Source organism: Streptomyces sp. NPDC096311, from assembly GCF_044763085.1.
Lineage (GTDB): Bacteria > Actinomycetota > Actinomycetes > Streptomycetales > Streptomycetaceae > Streptomyces.
This window is the reverse complement of sequence record NZ_JBIWFN010000001.1, coordinates 127,378-144,857: the sequence shown is the minus strand read 5'-3', so window position 1 is coordinate 144,857 and position 17,480 is coordinate 127,378. Positions and strand designations below refer to the sequence as shown.

General features: G+C 71.3%; 5 protein-coding genes. All 5 read left to right on the top strand.

What is annotated here, in order from left to right; translation table 11 throughout:
- The first annotated feature begins 491 nt into the window (after positions 1 to 491).
- From ACIRA5_RS00580 to ACIRA5_RS00560, 5 genes are read left to right on the top strand one after another with little or no spacing between them, the layout of a single operon-like run.
- Positions 492 to 5,324, top strand: a complete 4,833-nt coding sequence (locus ACIRA5_RS00580) for an FkbM family methyltransferase (protein ID WP_403685949.1) — start codon at positions 492 to 494, stop codon at positions 5,322 to 5,324.
- Positions 5,317 to 9,561 (top strand): amino acid adenylation domain-containing protein, encoded by a 4,245-nt coding sequence (locus ACIRA5_RS00575; RefSeq protein WP_403685947.1) that lies wholly within the window; start codon positions 5,317 to 5,319, stop codon positions 9,559 to 9,561. The genes ACIRA5_RS00580 and ACIRA5_RS00575 overlap by 8 nt, the downstream gene beginning before the upstream one ends.
- Positions 9,558 to 15,077 (top strand): amino acid adenylation domain-containing protein, encoded by a 5,520-nt coding sequence (locus ACIRA5_RS00570; RefSeq protein ID WP_403685946.1) that lies wholly within the window; start codon positions 9,558 to 9,560, stop codon positions 15,075 to 15,077. The genes ACIRA5_RS00575 and ACIRA5_RS00570 overlap by 4 nt, the downstream gene beginning before the upstream one ends.
- Complete coding sequence (locus ACIRA5_RS00565) at positions 15,074 to 16,519, top strand: condensation domain-containing protein (RefSeq protein WP_403685944.1); 1,446 nt, start codon at positions 15,074 to 15,076, stop codon at positions 16,517 to 16,519. Before ACIRA5_RS00570 ends, ACIRA5_RS00565 begins: the two co-directional genes overlap by 4 nt.
- Positions 16,516 to 17,457 carry a phosphotransferase gene (locus tag ACIRA5_RS00560; RefSeq protein WP_403685942.1) on the top strand — a complete coding sequence of 314 codons (942 nt, stop codon included), beginning with the start codon at positions 16,516 to 16,518 and terminating at the stop codon, positions 17,455 to 17,457. Before ACIRA5_RS00565 ends, ACIRA5_RS00560 begins: the two co-directional genes overlap by 4 nt.
- Positions 17,458 to 17,480: the final 23 nt, after the last annotated feature.

The window sequence follows — 17,480 nt, the reverse complement described above, 5'->3', positions numbered from 1 at the left end:
CGCGGATCCACCGCTCCCGCAGGGACCTCGAGAACCTCGGCGATGTAGCTCTGGGAGTCGGCGTCGGGCGTGACACCTTGCGTCTCCCACTTGTGGATGCGCTGTTTGTCCACGCCCGATCTCAGACCCCGGCGATCGGCAGCGCCGCGGATTTCTCGGGCGAGATCAACTCCTGTCATCCCGCGCGCGATCCGAGCCTGCGTCAGCGGGTGCGTCTTCTCGGCCACGTCGCCATCCAATCAGCCGTGCCTGCGCTGAGCGTAGCCACGAACCAGCCGGGACTACCGCGGGACTACCGCCAACTTCTTTCACTGCACGCACACTTGCCCGACACTCGATCACCCCAGCGATCTAGTGCGTGCCCGACGGCGGTCGGGACCTCAGCCGAAGCAGCTCCCGGCAAAGGAACGACAACCTTCCGCTAGCTCCGCCCTATCAGCACCAGGTCCCGCAACGGTTCGCCATCCCTCGTTTCGACGGGAGAAATCCTCGTGACCGGTTTGACGCATCACCCCCAGGACGCCACCGCCGCGCCGCCCGCTATTCCCGTTCCAGCCAAATCGGCTGAGGTACTTCAGCAGGGCGGGCCACCTGCGCGAGCCGAGTCCGGACCGCACTTTGTCGGTTCGCCTGATTCGGTACGGCGCATTCTCGAGCACGCAAACGCCACAGATTCGCGGCCGTTCCGCACTGGCGCTGGCAACCGCACACCGGCGACGACCGACGTGGCCCTGTTCCTGAGGACGGTGTTCGCAACCGTACTGTCGCTCAACTTCAATTCGGTGGAGTCCCTTTCCGTGGCTTTCGCTGCTTCGGGACAGGGGTCACTGCAGCTCGCCAGAATCCGGATAGCCCCCCGAGCTACTCTCGGCCATCTGCTGCGGAGCTGGGAAGGTCGGGACATCGCGGAGACGGCTGGCGGCGCACTCGATGAGCTACGCCAGTTGATCGAGACCAGTACCACTCCAGGTTTCGTTCTAGCCGCCCCCGAAGCTGCGATCGGGTCAGAACTCCCAGTCGACCTCCCACTGCGCTGTGTCGCTCGGATGACAGACGACGGAGTGATGTGGTGGCTTGACGCACGTCGGGACATTGCCGACGAGGCGCTCCTGGAAACCCTCGCCAGCCAAGCGAGCAGGTTGATACACGCCGCGTGCGAGGATCCGGACGCGACGCTCGGGGACCTGGTGTCGGGCTTTCGTCAGGCCACGTTCGAGATCCAGGTGGTCGCCCCGGCCCGGTTCGCGGAGTTCGAGAACTCGTTGCGTGTCTGGGGCGGCGAGATCGGCCTGCCTCTCACCGTGTGGCGCGTAGAACGGGAGGACATCCAAGGCCGTGGACCGGCGACGAGCCTGCTGCAGCCGTGGGGCGCCAACCTCGTGGTCGTGGCGCGGGACCCCACGGGCCTGGGACGCATGGTGGCTGCGTGGGGTACTGACGACGGCGTCGGCCTGACTGGGCAGCTCCCCGACGGGACCCCGATCGCCGATCTCCATTCGAACGAGACCCGGGAACTGTTCGACGAGATCGTCGTGCGCTCCCGTTACCTGCGGGGTGGCATCGAGATCCGTGATGGCGACCTGGTGGTGGATGTCGGTGCGAACATCGGCCTGTTCACCCTGTACGCCGCCGCGCAGGCCGCGGATGTGCGCATCCATGCGTTCGAGCCTGTTCCCGCCGCGGCCGAGGCGCTGGAGACCAACGTGCGCGCCTATGGCATTCGGGCGGAGGTGGAGCGGGCGGCGCTCGGGTGCACTGCGGGTGAGGGCTCGTTCACCTACTACCCGCAGTCGTCTTTGCAGTCCGGGCTCTACCCGGATCCGGTAGTCGACGAGGCGATCGCCCGCGGGTACGCCCGCCACCGGGCGGACGGCCTCCCGCCGACGTCTCTCCCCTCCCTGGACGTCGCGGATGCCCTCGCTCCGGAGCTCCATGGCCGGCTCTCGGATCGGCAGCGGCTGACCGTTCCGGTGCTGCGTCTGTCGGACTGGATCCGCGGCCGGGCGATCGATCGGATCCATCTGCTGAAGGTGGATGCGGAGCGGGCCGAAGGGGATGTCCTTGCGGGCATTGACCTGGAGCACTGGCCGTTGATCGACCAGGTGGTCGTCGAGGTCCATGACATCACCGGGCGGTTGGGGAGGCTGCGCGCCCTGCTATCCGGGCATGGCTTCGACACCCTCGTGGAGCAGGACGAACTGTTCGTCGGCTCGGAGATCGTGATGCTTTACGCGTGGCGACCGCAGCGCGGGTTCCAGGGGTCTGCACCGTGGGTCGTTCGGCAGGTCGAGGCGGCGGAGCGCTGGGCGGAGCTGTCCCCGCTGCCCGTGGTTGTCACGGTGGCGCCGGGCATGCCGGAGACGCACGTCGAGCAGGTGCGGCGGGAGGCGGAGGCGCGCGGTCTGACGTGGGCGGCGCCGCCGGCCGACGGCTCGGCTCTGGTGTGGGCGGAGGCGGTGCTCCGGCGGATGACGGCGAGGGATCGCCCGGTGGCCAAGGCTGTGGTCGTGGACGCGGACAACACGCTCTGGGGCGGGGTGTGCGGCGAGGTCGGACCGGAGGACGTCGACGTCACCGGCCCGTTCCGTCTGGTGCAGGAGTTCGTGTCCGAGCAGGCCCGGGCAGGGCGGATGCTCGCGCTGTGCTCGCGTAACAACCGCGCCGACGTGGAGGCCGTGTTTGCCGCGCACCCGGACATGCCGTTGACGCTGGACGACTTCGCCTGTGTCCACGCCTCGTGGGGGACGAAGTCCGACGCGGTCGCGACGATCGCCGACGAACTCGGCTTTGCGGTGGAGAGCCTGGTGTTCATCGACGACAGCCCGGCCGAGCGGGCGGAGGTGTCCCATCACCACCCCGGTCTGACCGTCGTGGAGTTACCGGACGACCCGCAGAGGTTTGTGGAGGCCTTGCAGGCCACCTGGCAACTGGCGCTGGACGCTCCCACCACTGCGGAGGACGGCACCCGTGTCCGCGGGTTCGCCCAGGATGCCGAGCGCAAAGCGGTGGCGGCCCGGTCCACCAGCCGCAGCGGGTACCTGCGCGCACTCGGCCTCGCGATCGATGTCGCCGATGCCGCAGCCGGCGACACGGACCGAATCGCTCAACTGGCCGCCCGAACGACCCAGTTCAACGTGTGCCTGCGCCGCCACACACCCGCCAGCGTGCGTCAGCTCATCACCGGCCCCGAAGTGACCGTGACCGTCCGGGTCCGGGACCGGTTCGGTGACTATGGCTTGGTCGGCTTCGCATCGGCCGCCGCCGTGGACGGTGTGCTGCTGGTCGGTGACTTCTTCATCAGCTGCCGGGCCATGGGCCGCAACGTCGAGTGGTACCTGCTCCGCGCGCTGGGGCAGCGGGCCGTCGCTGCCGGACTGGCCGGCGTCCGGCTGGAGGCGGTCACCGGAGGGCGCAATGTGCCCGCGCGTGCCTTCGTCCATGCTGCCCGCGCGGGTTTCGCAGGGGATGCGCCGAGCGAGGACGTGTTGCTGGACTCGAGCGGTCTTGCCAAGCTCGACTGGCAGCTGATCGACACTCCGCAGGCCCCCACGCAGATTCGGGCCGACGGGCCGGCGCCCGTGCAGTCGCGAGCTTCGCAGGTACGCTGGCCCGTCTCGGCCGCACCGGCGCGGCAGGCCGCCGCCACGGCCAATCTCCCTTCCACGCAGCGGGAGCTTTCCACTGTCTACATCGCCCCCGAGACGGCGACCGAACGGCACATCGCCGCCGTGTGGGAGGACGTTCTGGGCGTACGGCCCATTGGCGTGGTGGACGATCTGTTTGCGCTGGGCTGCGACTCGCTCACCGCGGCGGTCATCTGCGCGCGCCTCCGCCAGGAGGGGCTTGATGTGGCGCTCGCGGACCTACTGCGCCAGCCCACCGTTCGGGAGGCTTCCCGTCTGGCGCACCCGGTCTCGCCAACCGGGTCCGCCGCCGAAGACCTCCACCGAGCGACCGACGACGGTACTCCGGCGCCAGCGTCTCCGGGACAGCTGCGGATCTGGACCGCCGAAGCGATCGGTCATGGCGGCAATGCCCAGGTCATCCCGTCCGCGCACCGCATCACTGGCCCCCTCGACACGGCTCGGCTGCGCGAGGCCTTCACGATCGTCGTCCAGCGCCATGAGGCACTGCGCACGGCGTTGACCGAACACGACGGACTTCTCCGTCAGCGCCTTTTGCAGCCCGCCGGCTTCGACCTCGCTGTCGTCGACCTGGCCAGGCTGTCGCAGGGGCGCCGCGAGGAGGAAGCCGGCCGGATGGCACGGCAGTTCTTCGCCGCTCCCTTCGATCTGGAGCAGGACACTCTGATCCGGGCAACCGTGGTCCGTCTGGACGCGGAGGATCACCTGCTGCTAGTGATGGTGCACCACAGCGCCTGCGACGGCTGGTCGATGGATCTGATCCACCGCGACCTGAGCGCCGCGTACGCTGATCCGCCCGCGCTCGCCTGCCTGGCGTCGGCACCGTTTGCCGACTACAGCCGCACGGTGGCCGACCGCCACCGGCGGGGCGAGTTCGACCGCAGGATCGCCCACGTCCTGGCCACGGTAGGCGCCGTTCCCGCCCAGCCGTGGTCCACCGCGAGCGGCCAAAACGTCCACCTGCGCCACCTTCGCTTCGCCCTGGGGCTGGACGTGGTGCGGCAGGTCCGTGCGACGGCACAGGCACGCTCCACCTCCCCCTTCCACCTCTACCTCGCCGCCTACCAGCTGCTGCTGGCTGCCGCGGCCGGCAGCGTAACGGTGGTCAGCGGCGTCCCGGTGGCCAACCGCACCGATCCGGCGTACGCCGAGACCGTCGGGTTCTTCGCCAACCTGGTGCCGGTGCCGCTGCAGGTCGACTGGTCCGCCACCATCGGCAGCCACCTCGCCGCCGCCCTTGCGGCCAGCGGCGAGGCGCTGAACCACGCCGAGGTGCCCTACGGGCTGCTCGCTCAAGGCCAGCCGTCTGTGGGAGGGCTCTTCGACAATCTCTTCACCCTCCAACCGCCCCCGGAACACACTCTTGACCTGCCCGGCTGCGCGAGCGCCTGGGCCGACCCGGACCTGTGGCCGCTGCCCTTCCCGCTGATGCTCGACCTCCAGGAACACCCCGGCGGCGCGAGCGGCCTGCTCCGCAGCGACGCCCACGCCGTGATGCCGGCGAGCGCCGAATGGATCACCGAGGCCTACCCCCTAGTCGTCACAGCGGTGTGCACCTTGCCGGGCCTGCACCTGGAACACCTGCGCGCCGTGCTGCGGCCACCGGCCCCGGATGCCCAGCAACTCGTACAAGCACGGCTGCGAGCCCTGACCGGACGAGAGGCCGCTTCCGATGTCTGATACCCCCAACTCCACGGCCCCCGCATGGGAGATTCATCCGTCGATTCAGGGCACGCGCCGCCCGGCCACCGCTCCCCAGCATCTGCGCGCCGCCGCGCTCGGCACCGCCCTACTGCGTCTACGCATCTGCGGGGACGTCGACGCCACACGCCTGCGCTCGGCCACCGAACAGGTCCTTGGCGCACACACCTCACTGCGTCAACGCCTTCAGTCCTCCCGGCCCGGCCTGGAGGTGCACACCGCCCAGCACACCACGCCGGCGGCCGGCCGACCCGATGCCGTGCCGCTCGCCCGCCTCGCGGCCAGTTCCGACGGCCTGTACCTCGAACTTCGTCCGGCTGCGGGCGTGGTGGACGGCACGGGTCTGCTGCGCACCGCGCAGGCCATCGCCGCCGCGTACCGCGCCCCGGGCGAAGCGATCCCTTCTCATCCGGCCCCGGAGACGGTCGAGGCCTTCTTCGCCGACCTGCTCACCGACCCCGGGGGACTGCCCGGCCGCGCCTACTGGCAGGAGCACCTCCCCCTCGATGCTGGCGACATCGCCCGCGCCCTGGCACTGCGCCCGACGTCGTCAGGGCAGCACCGCTCGAGCGTGCCGCTTCGTCTGGACGGAACGACCCTCGGCGGCCTGCGGGTTCTGGCCGACGCTGCAGGCGGCAGTCTGGAGGGGGTCGTGCTGAGCGCATGGCGCCTGCTGCTCTCCCGAGTAGCCCCCGAGGAAAACGGGTCGCTCGCCCTGTTCGTCTCTGGCCCAACCAGCCAACTCCCGCACACGATCGGCGTGCTGGGCCGCTATGTGCCGGTCCCCGCCGTACCGGAGACCCGCGATCAGTTGCTGGCCGACCTGGTACGGGACACCGCCGACTTGGTAACCCGCGTCGCTGGCTATGGGGACTTCTTCGCCGCTTCGGGAGCGGACGAGACCTTCACGGTCGGCTTCCGCCACCTCACCGCTGCGGAAGTCCTGGACCTTGGTCCGGGCGGACACGCGGTGATCGAGGTCGTGGACGCCCCGCTCGACCGCATCGCCGTCGAAGTGCAGTCCCTGCAGCGCGGACACGACCTCGATCTGCACGTAGCCGTGGACACGGCGGTGGCAGGCCCGGACGTGGCCGTCCGGCTCGCGGACTGGCTCGGCCAGCTCCTCGCCCGGATGGCCCAGCCCTCGGCCTCGATCCAGGTCACCTCCGACATCGCCCATCTGCCGGTTTCCGACAGCCGCCTCACCGGCCCCGAACACCCGGTGCCGGCCGTGACGGCGCTGGACGCGTTCGACGCCCAGGCCGCCCGTACTCCCGAGGCGTGTGCGGCCGCCGACGACCGCACCACCGCGAGCTACCGGCAACTGCAGACCGCCAGCACCGCCCTGGCCGGCCAGTTGGCAGCGGCTGGCGTCGGTATCGGCGACCGGGTTGGTGTCCTGATGTGCCGTCGAGTGGGGCTGCTGACCGCGCTGATGGCGGTGTGGCGGTGCGGGGCCCACTACGTCCCGCTCGACCCGACTCTCCCTCCGGGCCGTATCCGCGCCTTGCTGCGCGACGCTGCGCCCCGGCTGCTGCTGACCGACGCCGACACCGCCGCTCTGCCCGCCCTCGCGAACGTCGAGGGGCTGATCGCTCTGGACATCGACCGCACCCTGCGGGATTCGCCCCCCTCGTTGAAGTCAGCCACGGCTCCTTCCGGCTCCCGCACAGCGGGGACCGCCTACCTGATCTACACGTCGGGGTCGACCGGCCGCCCCAAGGGTGTGCCCGTCACGCACGCCGCGTTGATGAACTATCTGTGCTGGGCCGGCCAGCGCTACGACACACCGGGCGGCACTGGCACGGTGGTCCACTCCTCCATCGCCGCTGATATGACCGTGACCAGCCTGTTCCTGCCGCTGCTGACCGGGCAGTGCGTCACGCTCGTACCGTCCAACAACCTTCACGCCCTGGGCCAGGTGCTCGCCGGGCTACGGGACGTCAGCCCATTGAAGGTGACCCCGGGTCTGCTGCGCCTGCTGCCCCAGCTGCTGACCGGCGAGCAGCTGGCACGCTCCGTGCGGCATCTCGTCGTCGGCGGCGAGCAGTTGACCGGTCCGGTGTTGAAGGAGTTGGACGCCCCGGGCCTCTTGGTGACCAACGAATACGGGCCCACCGAGGCAACCGTCGGCTGCACCGCCTACACCGTCCGCCTCGGCGAGGCGGTTTCCGATCCCGTGCCGATCGGACAGCCCGTGTGGAACACCCTGATCGAATTGCGCACACCGCACGGCGATGACCTGGTGCTGCCCGGTTGCGTCGGGGAGCTGGTGGTTCTCGGCGCCCAGGTGACCGACGGCTATCACCAGCGGCCGGAGGAGACGACCGCCCGCTTCATCACGTCCGGCGGCGCCCGCGCCTACCGCACCGGTGATCTGGCCCGTCGGCGCCCGGACGGCCAGCTGGAGATGCTCAAACGAATCGACCAGCAGGTGAAGATCCACGGGTACCGCGTCGAGCCCGGCGAGATCGAGGCCGCCCTCGCCCGCGACCCGCACATCGCGCAGGCCGTCGTCCTCGCCACTCCCTCGCAGGACGACGACTCGCCGCTCCTTGCCGCCTTTCTCGTCGCTGCACCGTCCGCGGATGCCGCGTCCGTCGTCGAGCGGGCCCAGGCCCTGGCGGCCGACGAGCTGCCCTTTTACGGGCGCCCCGACCGCTACCTGGTCCTGCACGAGATTCCAATGCAGCCCGGCGGGAAGATCGACCGCCGAGCCCTTGAAGCCTTGACCCCCGCGGCCGAGAACGGCCAACTGCTTGACCGCGGCGATCCGGAGGCGGATCTGCTGGCCCGGCTCTGGAAGGACGTCCTGGGCCGTCCGCCCGCAAGCGGGGCGGCGAACTTCTTCGCGGATGGCGGCAACTCCCTCAAGGCGGTGCTCTTCGCGCGCCGGGCCCAGCGCGAAGGCCTGCCGCTCACCGTGCACGACGTCCTTCAGCAGAGGACGCTCGCTCAGATCACGGTCGCCTGCCACGCCGCGTCCGCGACCGGCTCGGCGGAGACCAGCGCAGCCGCCGCCCAGGGGGCGATTCCGCTCTCCGGCTGCCAGGCCGCCGTCCTCACTGCCCGCGCAGGCGCCGATCACTGGACGCTGCGCTACCTGGACGACGCGCCGGACACTGTGGTCGATCCGGCCCGGCTGGAGGCCGCGCTCGCCGTCGTCGTGCGGGCACACCCGGCGATGCGTTCCGCCTTCACCCGCACCGAGTCAGGCTGGTCCGCGAGTCTGCGGGCGCCCTCGCCCGTCCCGCTCGGCGTGCTTCGGCTCGACGACGTACGCACGCCGGCCGAGCAGGAGAGGCTGCTGCGCGTCCGCCTCGACCAGGAAGGACAACGCCTCCGCCCGGCGGGAGCGCTCGTCAGTCTGCTCCTGATCCAGGACGGAGTGCGCCGCGCGCGCATCGCCTGGGTCGTCCATCACCTCGTCGCCGATCTGGTGTCCCTGCAGATCCTCACCGAGGAGCTGTGGCACGCCTACGCCCATCCCGCCCCGCCCGGCATCCTGCGCGACGACGGCTACCTGGCCTGGCTGGCTGCGGCGGGCGCGCGCCCTGGTCCCGTCTTTGCCTCAGGTACCTGGACTTCCGAGCCGCGGCGCACGACAGCCAGCCGTCTGGGCCCGCGCGCGTTGGAGGCATTCGTCGAGACTCGGCAGAGAGGGCCCCGGTGGCCTGTCGCCTGGCTGGCGGGTGCCCTACTCGCCGCGTTGGCCGAGGTCCGCCCCGACCTCCCGACCAGCGTGTGCGTGGAACTCCACGGCCGCGACCTGCCCGGACATGACCTGGCATCGACCGTCGGCTGGCTCACCGCCTTCCATCCCCTTCACGCGCAGCGGACGGTCCTTGCCGACCCGCCGGCGCTGACGACCGCCCTGCACAGCCAGTTGCACCCGTCCGGCCCGCCGGCCGGGCCACTGCCGCCGGTCGCGCTGAACTACCTCGGCGACCTGACGCCGGGCAGTGAGGTGGACCTACGGCCCACCGAGGCCGGCGTGTCGCTGTTCGGGCTGGAGGTCGTCTGCTTCACCCGGGCCGATGCGTTCGAGGTTCGGTGGCGGGCGTGTCCCGGCTGGATGCCGGATGCCACCCTCGACCGCCTCACCGAGGCCTTCGCCCGCCATGCCGCGATCGCCCCCGGGCCGCCTGGCCCCAGCACTCTCCCGCAAAGCGACCTCGACCGGATCACCGCTGCCTTCGGAAATGAGGGATCATGAGGGCTCCCATCGCCGCGCTCCACCCCGCCACACCCGCGCAACAGGGCTTCGTCTTGGGAACCCTGACCAGCCCGGGCACCGCCGTATTCACCGAACAGACGGTCTTCGAGCTGACGGGCCGGCTCGATCCCGCCCGGCTGCAGAACGCGGTGGACGCTCTGGTCACCGACCACGAGATCCTGCGCACCGGCTTCGCCTGGGACCTTGCCACCGACCCCTGCCAAGTGGTGCTCGAGGACGCGTCGGTGACCGTGGAGGTCCTCGACAGCAGCACCAGGATCGCGCCCCAGCAACGGGAAGCCCTGACCGCGCTGACCCGCGCCCATCTCGTCACGCCCTTCGACTTCAACCGGCCTCCGCTGCTCCGGCTGGCCGTACACAGGCTCGGCCCCACCCGACACCAGCTGGTGTGGACCCACCACCACGCCATCCTGGACGGCTGGGCGCACCTGCTGCTCGTCCCCGAACTCCTCCACCGCTACAACACAGGCGCGGCGCCCTCCCCCGGTCTGCGGCCCTTCGGCGCGTACGCCGAGTGGCTCGCGGAACAGCCTCGCGAGAGCGCCCAGACCCACTGGACCAAGAAGCTGGACGGCTACGCGCCGCTCGCGCCCCTTGCCCCCCAACCACCGGCGGCCGGGACGGAGCAGGACCGCTTCGGCCAGCACGTGCGCGTCTTGACCGGGCCAAGTGTCGAGGCCCTCACCTTGTTCACGCAGGCACACGGCATCACCGTGGCGGCCGCCCTGGTCGCGTGCTGGAGCCTGATCGCCGCCCGCCACCGCGACCGAGACGACATCGCCGTTGGCGTGACCGTCTCCGGACGCACCCACGCCTACCCCGACGCCGAGCGTGTCGCGGGCCCGCTGGCCACGACCGTCCCCCTGCGCACGCTGCCCGGCCCGAACGAGCCCGTCGGCGCGTGGATCAGCCGCGTTCACGCCGACCTCGCCCACGCCGATCAGCACAGCGCCTGCTCCACCGCCGAGCTGTATACCTGGGCCAACGTGCCCGAGGGGCAGGCGCTGTACGACAGCGTCATCGCCATCGCCAACTACCCCTACGAACCTCCCGCCAGCGGGCCGGACGGCGCCGAGGAGGGCCGGCTCACGCTGGAGACGGCCGCAATCCGCGCGCAGGGCGGCCGCACCCGCCAGGCCCTGACCCTGGTCGTCGAACCGACCGACGGACTGCGGCTGCGCCTGGTCAACGACCGCACCCAGGTGCCCGACGACCAGGCGGACGCCGCGCTCGAGGCGCTGCATACGCTGCTGGCCCGCATCACGCCGGCCAGCGACGCCACAATCGCCACCCTCACCGACGCGCTGCGCACCCTTACCGGCTTCACCGAGCGCCCGCCACACATAGCCGCTGGTGTCGGCCACGGCGACGACGAGCGCGCACGTGAACCCCTCGTGGACGTCATCGCCGGACACTTCAGCGAGCTGCTGGGTCAACCGGCAGGCCCCGACACCGACTTCCTCCAGGCCGGCGGCCACTCCCTGCTCGCCCTGCGCCTGGTCACCAGCCTGCGCAGCGCCCTCGCCGTCGACCTCACCCTCACCACCCTGTTCGAGGCCCCCACCCCGGCCACCCTGGCGCGGCACGTCCTCCAGCTCATCGCGCAGGAACCGGACGGACCGCCGCAGCCGCTGCCCGCCCTCCCCGCCATCAGTGAAGAGGACGACCAACCGTTCGCCCTGACCAGGATCCAGCAGGCGTACTGGGCCGGGCGCCGCGACGACTTCGACCTCGGCGGCCTCGACTCCCACCTCTACGCCGAAGCCGACGTCCACGACCTGGACATGGAGCGGCTGACCGCCGTCTGGCGGCTGCTGATTGCGCGGCATCCCATGCTGCGCGCCGTGATCACAGCCGACGGGCAGCAACGCACCCTGGCCGAGGTACCCCCGTACGCCATCCGCACTCGGGACCTACGGCAGTCGCCCGACGCCGACGGTGAGCTTCAGCGCATGCGTGAGCGGCTGTCCCACCCACGCCGGGACACCACCGTGTGGCCGCTGTTCACCATCGAGGCCGCCCTGCTGCCCGACCAGCGAACCACCCGCTTGTTCCTCAGCTTCGACCTGCTCATCGGCGACGCCCTGAGCTGGCAGATCCTCTACCGCGAAGCCCGCACCCTCTACGACCAGCCCACCGCCGAACTGCCCGAACTCCACACGACGTTCGCCGCCTACCTAGCCCACCAGCAGGCCATCACCGCCAGCAGCCGCTACGACCGCGACGGGGACTACTGGCGCGGCCGACTCACCGCACTGCCCGCCCCGCCGCCGCTGCCCGTCCTCAACCGGAACGCCCAGGCCCCGGCCCGGTTCACGCGCGAACAGATCACCTACTCCCCCTCCGAGCTCGCCCAGCTGCGCGCGGTCGCCGCCGCCCACGGCATCACACTGTCCGCGCTGCTGCTGGCCGCCCTCAACGAGACGCTCCGCCGCTTCACCAACAGCCGCCAGTTCCTGATCAACGTCACCGTCTACAACCGGCCCCCCATCCACCCCCAGATCAACCTCATCGTCGGGGACTTCACCTCCACCGTCCTGACCAGCGTGGACCTGTCCGCCGCAACGTTCGCCGACCGGCTGCGCGCCCTCCAACGGCAACTGTGGACCGACCTCGACCACGCCACCTACAGCGGAGTGGAGGTCCTGCGCGACCTGCGCGACATGACGGGGACGGCGACGGGCGCCCCGGTCGTGTTCACCAGCACCCTCGACCTCCAACTGCCCGGCACACCGCCGGCACCGCTGCCCGGCCAGCTCGTCTACGGCATCGGCCAGACCCCGCAGGTCCTGCTCGACTACCAGACCTACGAGGCCGCCGGCCGCCTGGTCATCAACCTCGACTCCGTCCAGGGAGCCCTGCCGGACGATTTCGTCCGCGACATGCTCGACGACCACGCCGCTGTGCTGCGCTGCCTGCTGGAGGACCCCACCGCGCCGCAGCGCCCCCGCCTCCTCGTTCCCGCCCCGCCGGCCACGGCGCCCACCGCCCTGGGCGGCGATCAGCTGCTGCACGAGCCGTTCCTGGACCGGGTCCGTACCCAGCCCGAGCGGACCGCCCTCATCTGCGACGGCCAGCACTACACCTACGCCGATCTCCACTCCCTGGCCCGCGCCGTCGCCGACCGGATCACGGCCGCCCGGCCGCAGGGCGAACTGATCGCGCTGGTCTGCGATCCGGGCTGGCAGCAGGCCGTCGCGGCCCTCGGTGTGCTCCTGGCTGGCTACGCGTACGTCCCCCTGGACGCCTCCTGGCCCGAACAGCGGATCGCGGAGCTGCTCACCGCGACCGGCGCCAACCTGCTGCTCACCCACCGCACCGCGGCCGCCCGCCACCCCTGGCCCGACCACGCGGATGCCCTCGTCGTCGATGCCCCGCCCGCCCACACCGAGGACACGCCGCCGGCGGGGACGATGGTGCCGCCGCGACGGCCCGACGATCTCGCCTACGTGATCTACACCTCCGGCTCGACCGGCCGGCCCAAGGGCGTGATGATCTCCCACCGCGGTGCACTGAACACCGTCCTCGACATCAACGGCCGCTTCAGCGTGAACAGCGACGATGTCCTGCTGGCCGTTTCGCCGTTCACCTTCGACCTGGCCGTCTACGACCTGTTCGGCGCTCTCGCCGCCGGCGCCACGCTCGTCGTACCCACCCGCGAGCAGCGCGCCGACCCGGCGGCCTGGACCGATCTGGTCCGTCGCGAGCGGGTCACCGTGTGGAATTCCGTCCCCACCCTCGCCAGCGTGCTGCTGGAGAGCGTGCCCCCACGCGACGGGGTCCTGCACTCGGTGCGGCTGTGCCTGCTCAGCGGCGACTGGATCCCGCTCGACCTGCCCGACCGGCTCCGCGACCACACCGGCGGGTGCCAGGTGGTAAGCCTCGGCGGCGCCACCGAGGGCTCGATCTGGTCCGTCCTGTACGAGATCCGCGACGTCGCCCCCGAGTGGGCCAGCATCCCCTACGGCCGGTCCATGACCGGCCAGCAGGTCGAAGTCCTCGACGAGGACCTGCTGCCCTGCCCCTCCTGGACACCTGGGCAGATCCACATCAGCGGCCACGGCACCGCCCTCGGCTACTGGAACGCCCCCGAACAGACCGACGCCGCCTTCGTCTTCGACGGGCGCACCGGCCGGCGCTTGTACCGGACGGGCGACTGGGGACGGCTACGACCCGACGGCACCATCGAGTTCCTCGGCCGCCGTGACGACCAGGTGAAAATCCGCGGCTACCGCGTAGAGGTGCGCGAGGTCGAAGCCGCAGTGCGCGCGCTCGACGGCGTCGAGCAGGCCGCCGTGGTGGTCACCGGCGAACGCACCGACCGGCGCCTGCACGCCTTCGTCGTCACCAGCCGACCCCCGGCCGCACTGCGTGCCGAACTCGCCCAGCGACTGCCCGCCCACATGCTGCCGGCCACCCTCTCCCCGCGGGTCGAGCTCCCCATGACCGACACCGGCAAGACCGACCGGGCCGCCCTGACCCGTGAAGCCCTCCCCCTCGTCCCTCCCCAAGGCACACCCGGCCCCCGCGAAGCCGGAGACGGAGACCGGACTCGTCTGCTGCACGCCGCGCTCACCGCTCTACTGCCCGCGCCCGCAGGCCTCGACGAGGACCTACTGAGCATGGGCCTGACCAGCATCGACGTCATCCGCCTGGCCAACACCGTGGAGCAACAAGGCCTGCCCCGCCCAGACCTCGCGGCGTTCTACCGCACGCCCACACTGCGCACGCTCCTCCAGGACACCGCCGCCCCGGCACCAGCGGGTGACCGGCACGCGCCCGCGGCCTCGCCGTGGCGCGGGTACACACAGCTCACCGGCCCCGACGAGCGGGCCGCCTTCCGCGCCGCCCGTCCCGCCTACCCGGCCGCCCCCACGCGACGGATCCTTCCCGCCGCGCCCCCGCACGGCCAGGCCGTGCGCCACCAGCGTTTCACCCCGCGCGAGTTCACAGACCAGCCGGTCAACGCCCAGTCCCTCGGCCACCTGCTGGACAGCCTGCGCCGCGTCGAAGCTCCCGGCCGCACCGGATTCCTGTACCCCTCCGCCGGCGGCCTGTACAGCGTCCACCTCTACATCCACATCCGGCCCGGACGCCTGGAGGACCTGGAGGGCGGGGTGTACGCCTACCACCCCGAGGCACACGACCTGGTGCCCCACGCACCGGGCATCGACCTGGATCCCGCCGCCCTCCATCTCGGCATCGTCAACCGTCCCCTGGCCGAGACCGCGGCCTTCACCCTGTGGCTGGTCACCGATCCCGCCGACTCCGCGCCCCTGTACGGCGCCGACGCCGAACCGCTCGCTCTGCTGAACGCCGGCTACATGGGACAGCTGCTGTGCGAGCGAGCCCGTGAGGCGGGACTTGGCCTCTGCCCGGTCCACGGCATCGACTTCGACACGGCGCGCTGGCTACTGCCCGACGGTGACCGGCTCGTCCTCCTGCACACCCTCCTCGGAGGCATCCCCGCCACTCGATCCCAGGCGCAGGAATGACCCATCCCGCGGCCCCGCCCGCGCCGCAGCAGCCCGGTCCGGCGCCCGTGATCGTGGAGACGGCTCCGCTCTCCCCCGGCCAGGAACGCCTCATCGACGCCGAATTCCTCCGTCCCGACGGCGGCTGGCCCGCCCTCGGCGAGGAAACCCGGCTCCGGCCGATCGACACCGCCGCTATCCGCATAGACGGCCCGCTGGACCACGATGCCCTCCAGTGCGCCGTCTCGGCGCTGATTCAACGACAGCACGCCCTGCGCACCCGTCTGCACCGGCTACCCAACGGCACTGCAGTCCAGCTCGTCGCCGCCCACCTGCCCGACACGGTCACCCTCAGTTCCCTGCCTGCCGGCACGGTGGTGACGCCGGACGTCCTCGCGGCCCAGACCCCGCCGCACGTCGACCCGCGCACCGACCCCCTGTTCCGTGCGCACCTGGTTCGGCTCGGCGCGGAGCGGCACGTCCTGCTGCTGCAGATCCACCACTTCGTCAGTGACGGCTGGTCGATCGGCGTGCTCTACCGCGACCTGTCGGCGCTCTACAACGCCGCCCGCTCTGGTCGGCCCGCCCAACTGCCGCCCCTGAAGCGCAGCTTCGCTGCCCTGAGCCGGGACATGCACCGCGAACGCCGCAGCCCTTTTGCGGAGGCGGGCCTGGCCTACTGGCGCCAGCGCCTGGCCCTGCCCCGGTCGCGGCTCGCCTTCGCCGACGGGAACCCTGCCCCGTACACCGGGCTGCGTCGTGTCGACGTCGCGCCCGTCCGTGTCCCTCGCGCCGTGGTCGACGCTCTGCGTGCCAGCGCGCGCACCGGTCATCAGCGTGGTCCTGTGGCCGGTCCCTTCCTGGCCGCGCTCGCCTTGGTCCTGCACCACCAGAGCGCGGCCACCGACATCCGCATCGGCATGATGATCTCCAACCGGGCCCGGCCGGAGGCCGAGCATCTGATCGGGTACTTCGTGAACACCGCGGTGATCCGGCTCGGTCTTCACCCCGGCCAGACGGCAGCGGAGCTGGTGGGCACCGCGAACGCCGCGGTGCGCGAGGCCCTCGAGCACCAGGCCCTGCCCATCCAGGACGTCACGGCCGACCTGAACCGCCACTCGGCCGCCGACGGCACACCCCTTTATCAGGTCACCGTCGCGCTCAACGCGATGCGCACCGGCTCCCTCACGCTGGACGACGCGGACTGCCGCGATCTCGACCTGGACCGTCCTGGTCCGCGCGACGCTCCCACCAGCATCGACCAGCGCTGGGTCCTTGAAGAACAAGACCGTGGCCTGGTCGGCACGCTCACCTGCCAGAGCGCCGCCTTCGGCCCGCCCCGGGTCCGCATCTGTCTGGACAACCTCGACCGGGCCCTGCGCGGCGTCGCGGTGTCTCACCACGCGCTGTCCGAGATCATCGCCTCCTTCCAGCCCGATCCTCGGCCGGAGGTGGGCCCGTGACCGCTCCCGCCAGCGACGCGGCACGGGCCGACGCCGACGTGGTCACGCTCCTGGAGAGCTACGGTCTGTACCCATCGATAGTCCGTCCGCTCGCGGGTGGCATGGAGAACCTCCACTACCGGGCCGAGACCCCTGGCGGGACGGTCGTGGTGACCGTCCTGTGTAAGAAGACCCGGCACGAGGCTGAGCACTACGCGCGGTTTCTGGACGACCTGCGTACTGCGGGCGCCCCGGTGCCGCGCCTGAGGCCGCTCACGGCGGGCGGCTGGGTGAGCGTGCAGGCCGGGCATCCCGTGATCGTCGCTGACTTCATCGACGGCCGTCAGTACACCGTCATGCCGCCGCATCTGCTCGAGGCGGCCGGCGCCGCCCTGGGCCGCGTGCATCGCCTCGCCGCCCCCGTGGACTGCGCGCTGCCCCCGCACCTGCGTCTGCGCGCCGACGAGGCCGCCGTCCTGGCCGAGTTGCCCGACGACGCCTTCGCCCGGTGGGCCCGTACGACGCTGCGCGAGTCCGACTACGTCACCCGGCAGACGGCTTCCATGGTCGCGGTCCACGCCGACCTGTTCCCGGACAACATCATCGTCCCGCCCGGGCAACCCGGCCGGGATGTGGTCTTCATCGACTGGGAAGACGGCTCCCGGGACTTCCCCGCGATGGACGTAGGTATGGCGCTGCTGGGGCTGTGCTGCCCTGACGGATTCTCGCTGCCGCGCGCCCGACGTCTGCTGCGCGGCTACGCAGCGGGCAGCGACCACGCCCTCGATCCGCGCCTCGTCATGGACTGCGCCCGGTATGCGGCCGTCCTCGTGTCGCTACGCCGCTTCCGGTGGCAGCGCGCCAGCCGTCTGCCCGCAGACCCTGCCCGTACGCACACCGCCCTTGTGCGCCCCGTCAGCGAACTCCAGCAACTGTGGCCGCAGATGGACCGGCCCTGACTCCGCCTTACCGCCCCGCCCGA

What these genes read in the sequence shown, in the direction of transcription:
- ACIRA5_RS00565 (WP_403685944.1), top strand. Translation starts at nt 15,074, where the DNA reads ATGACCCATCCCGCGGCCCCGCCCGCGCCGCAGCAGCCCGGTCCGGCG.
- ACIRA5_RS00575 (WP_403685947.1), top strand. Translation starts at nt 5,317, where the DNA reads ATGTCTGATACCCCCAACTCCACGGCCCCCGCATGGGAGATTCATCCG.
- ACIRA5_RS00570 (WP_403685946.1), top strand. Translation starts at nt 9,558, where the DNA reads ATGAGGGCTCCCATCGCCGCGCTCCACCCCGCCACACCCGCGCAACAG.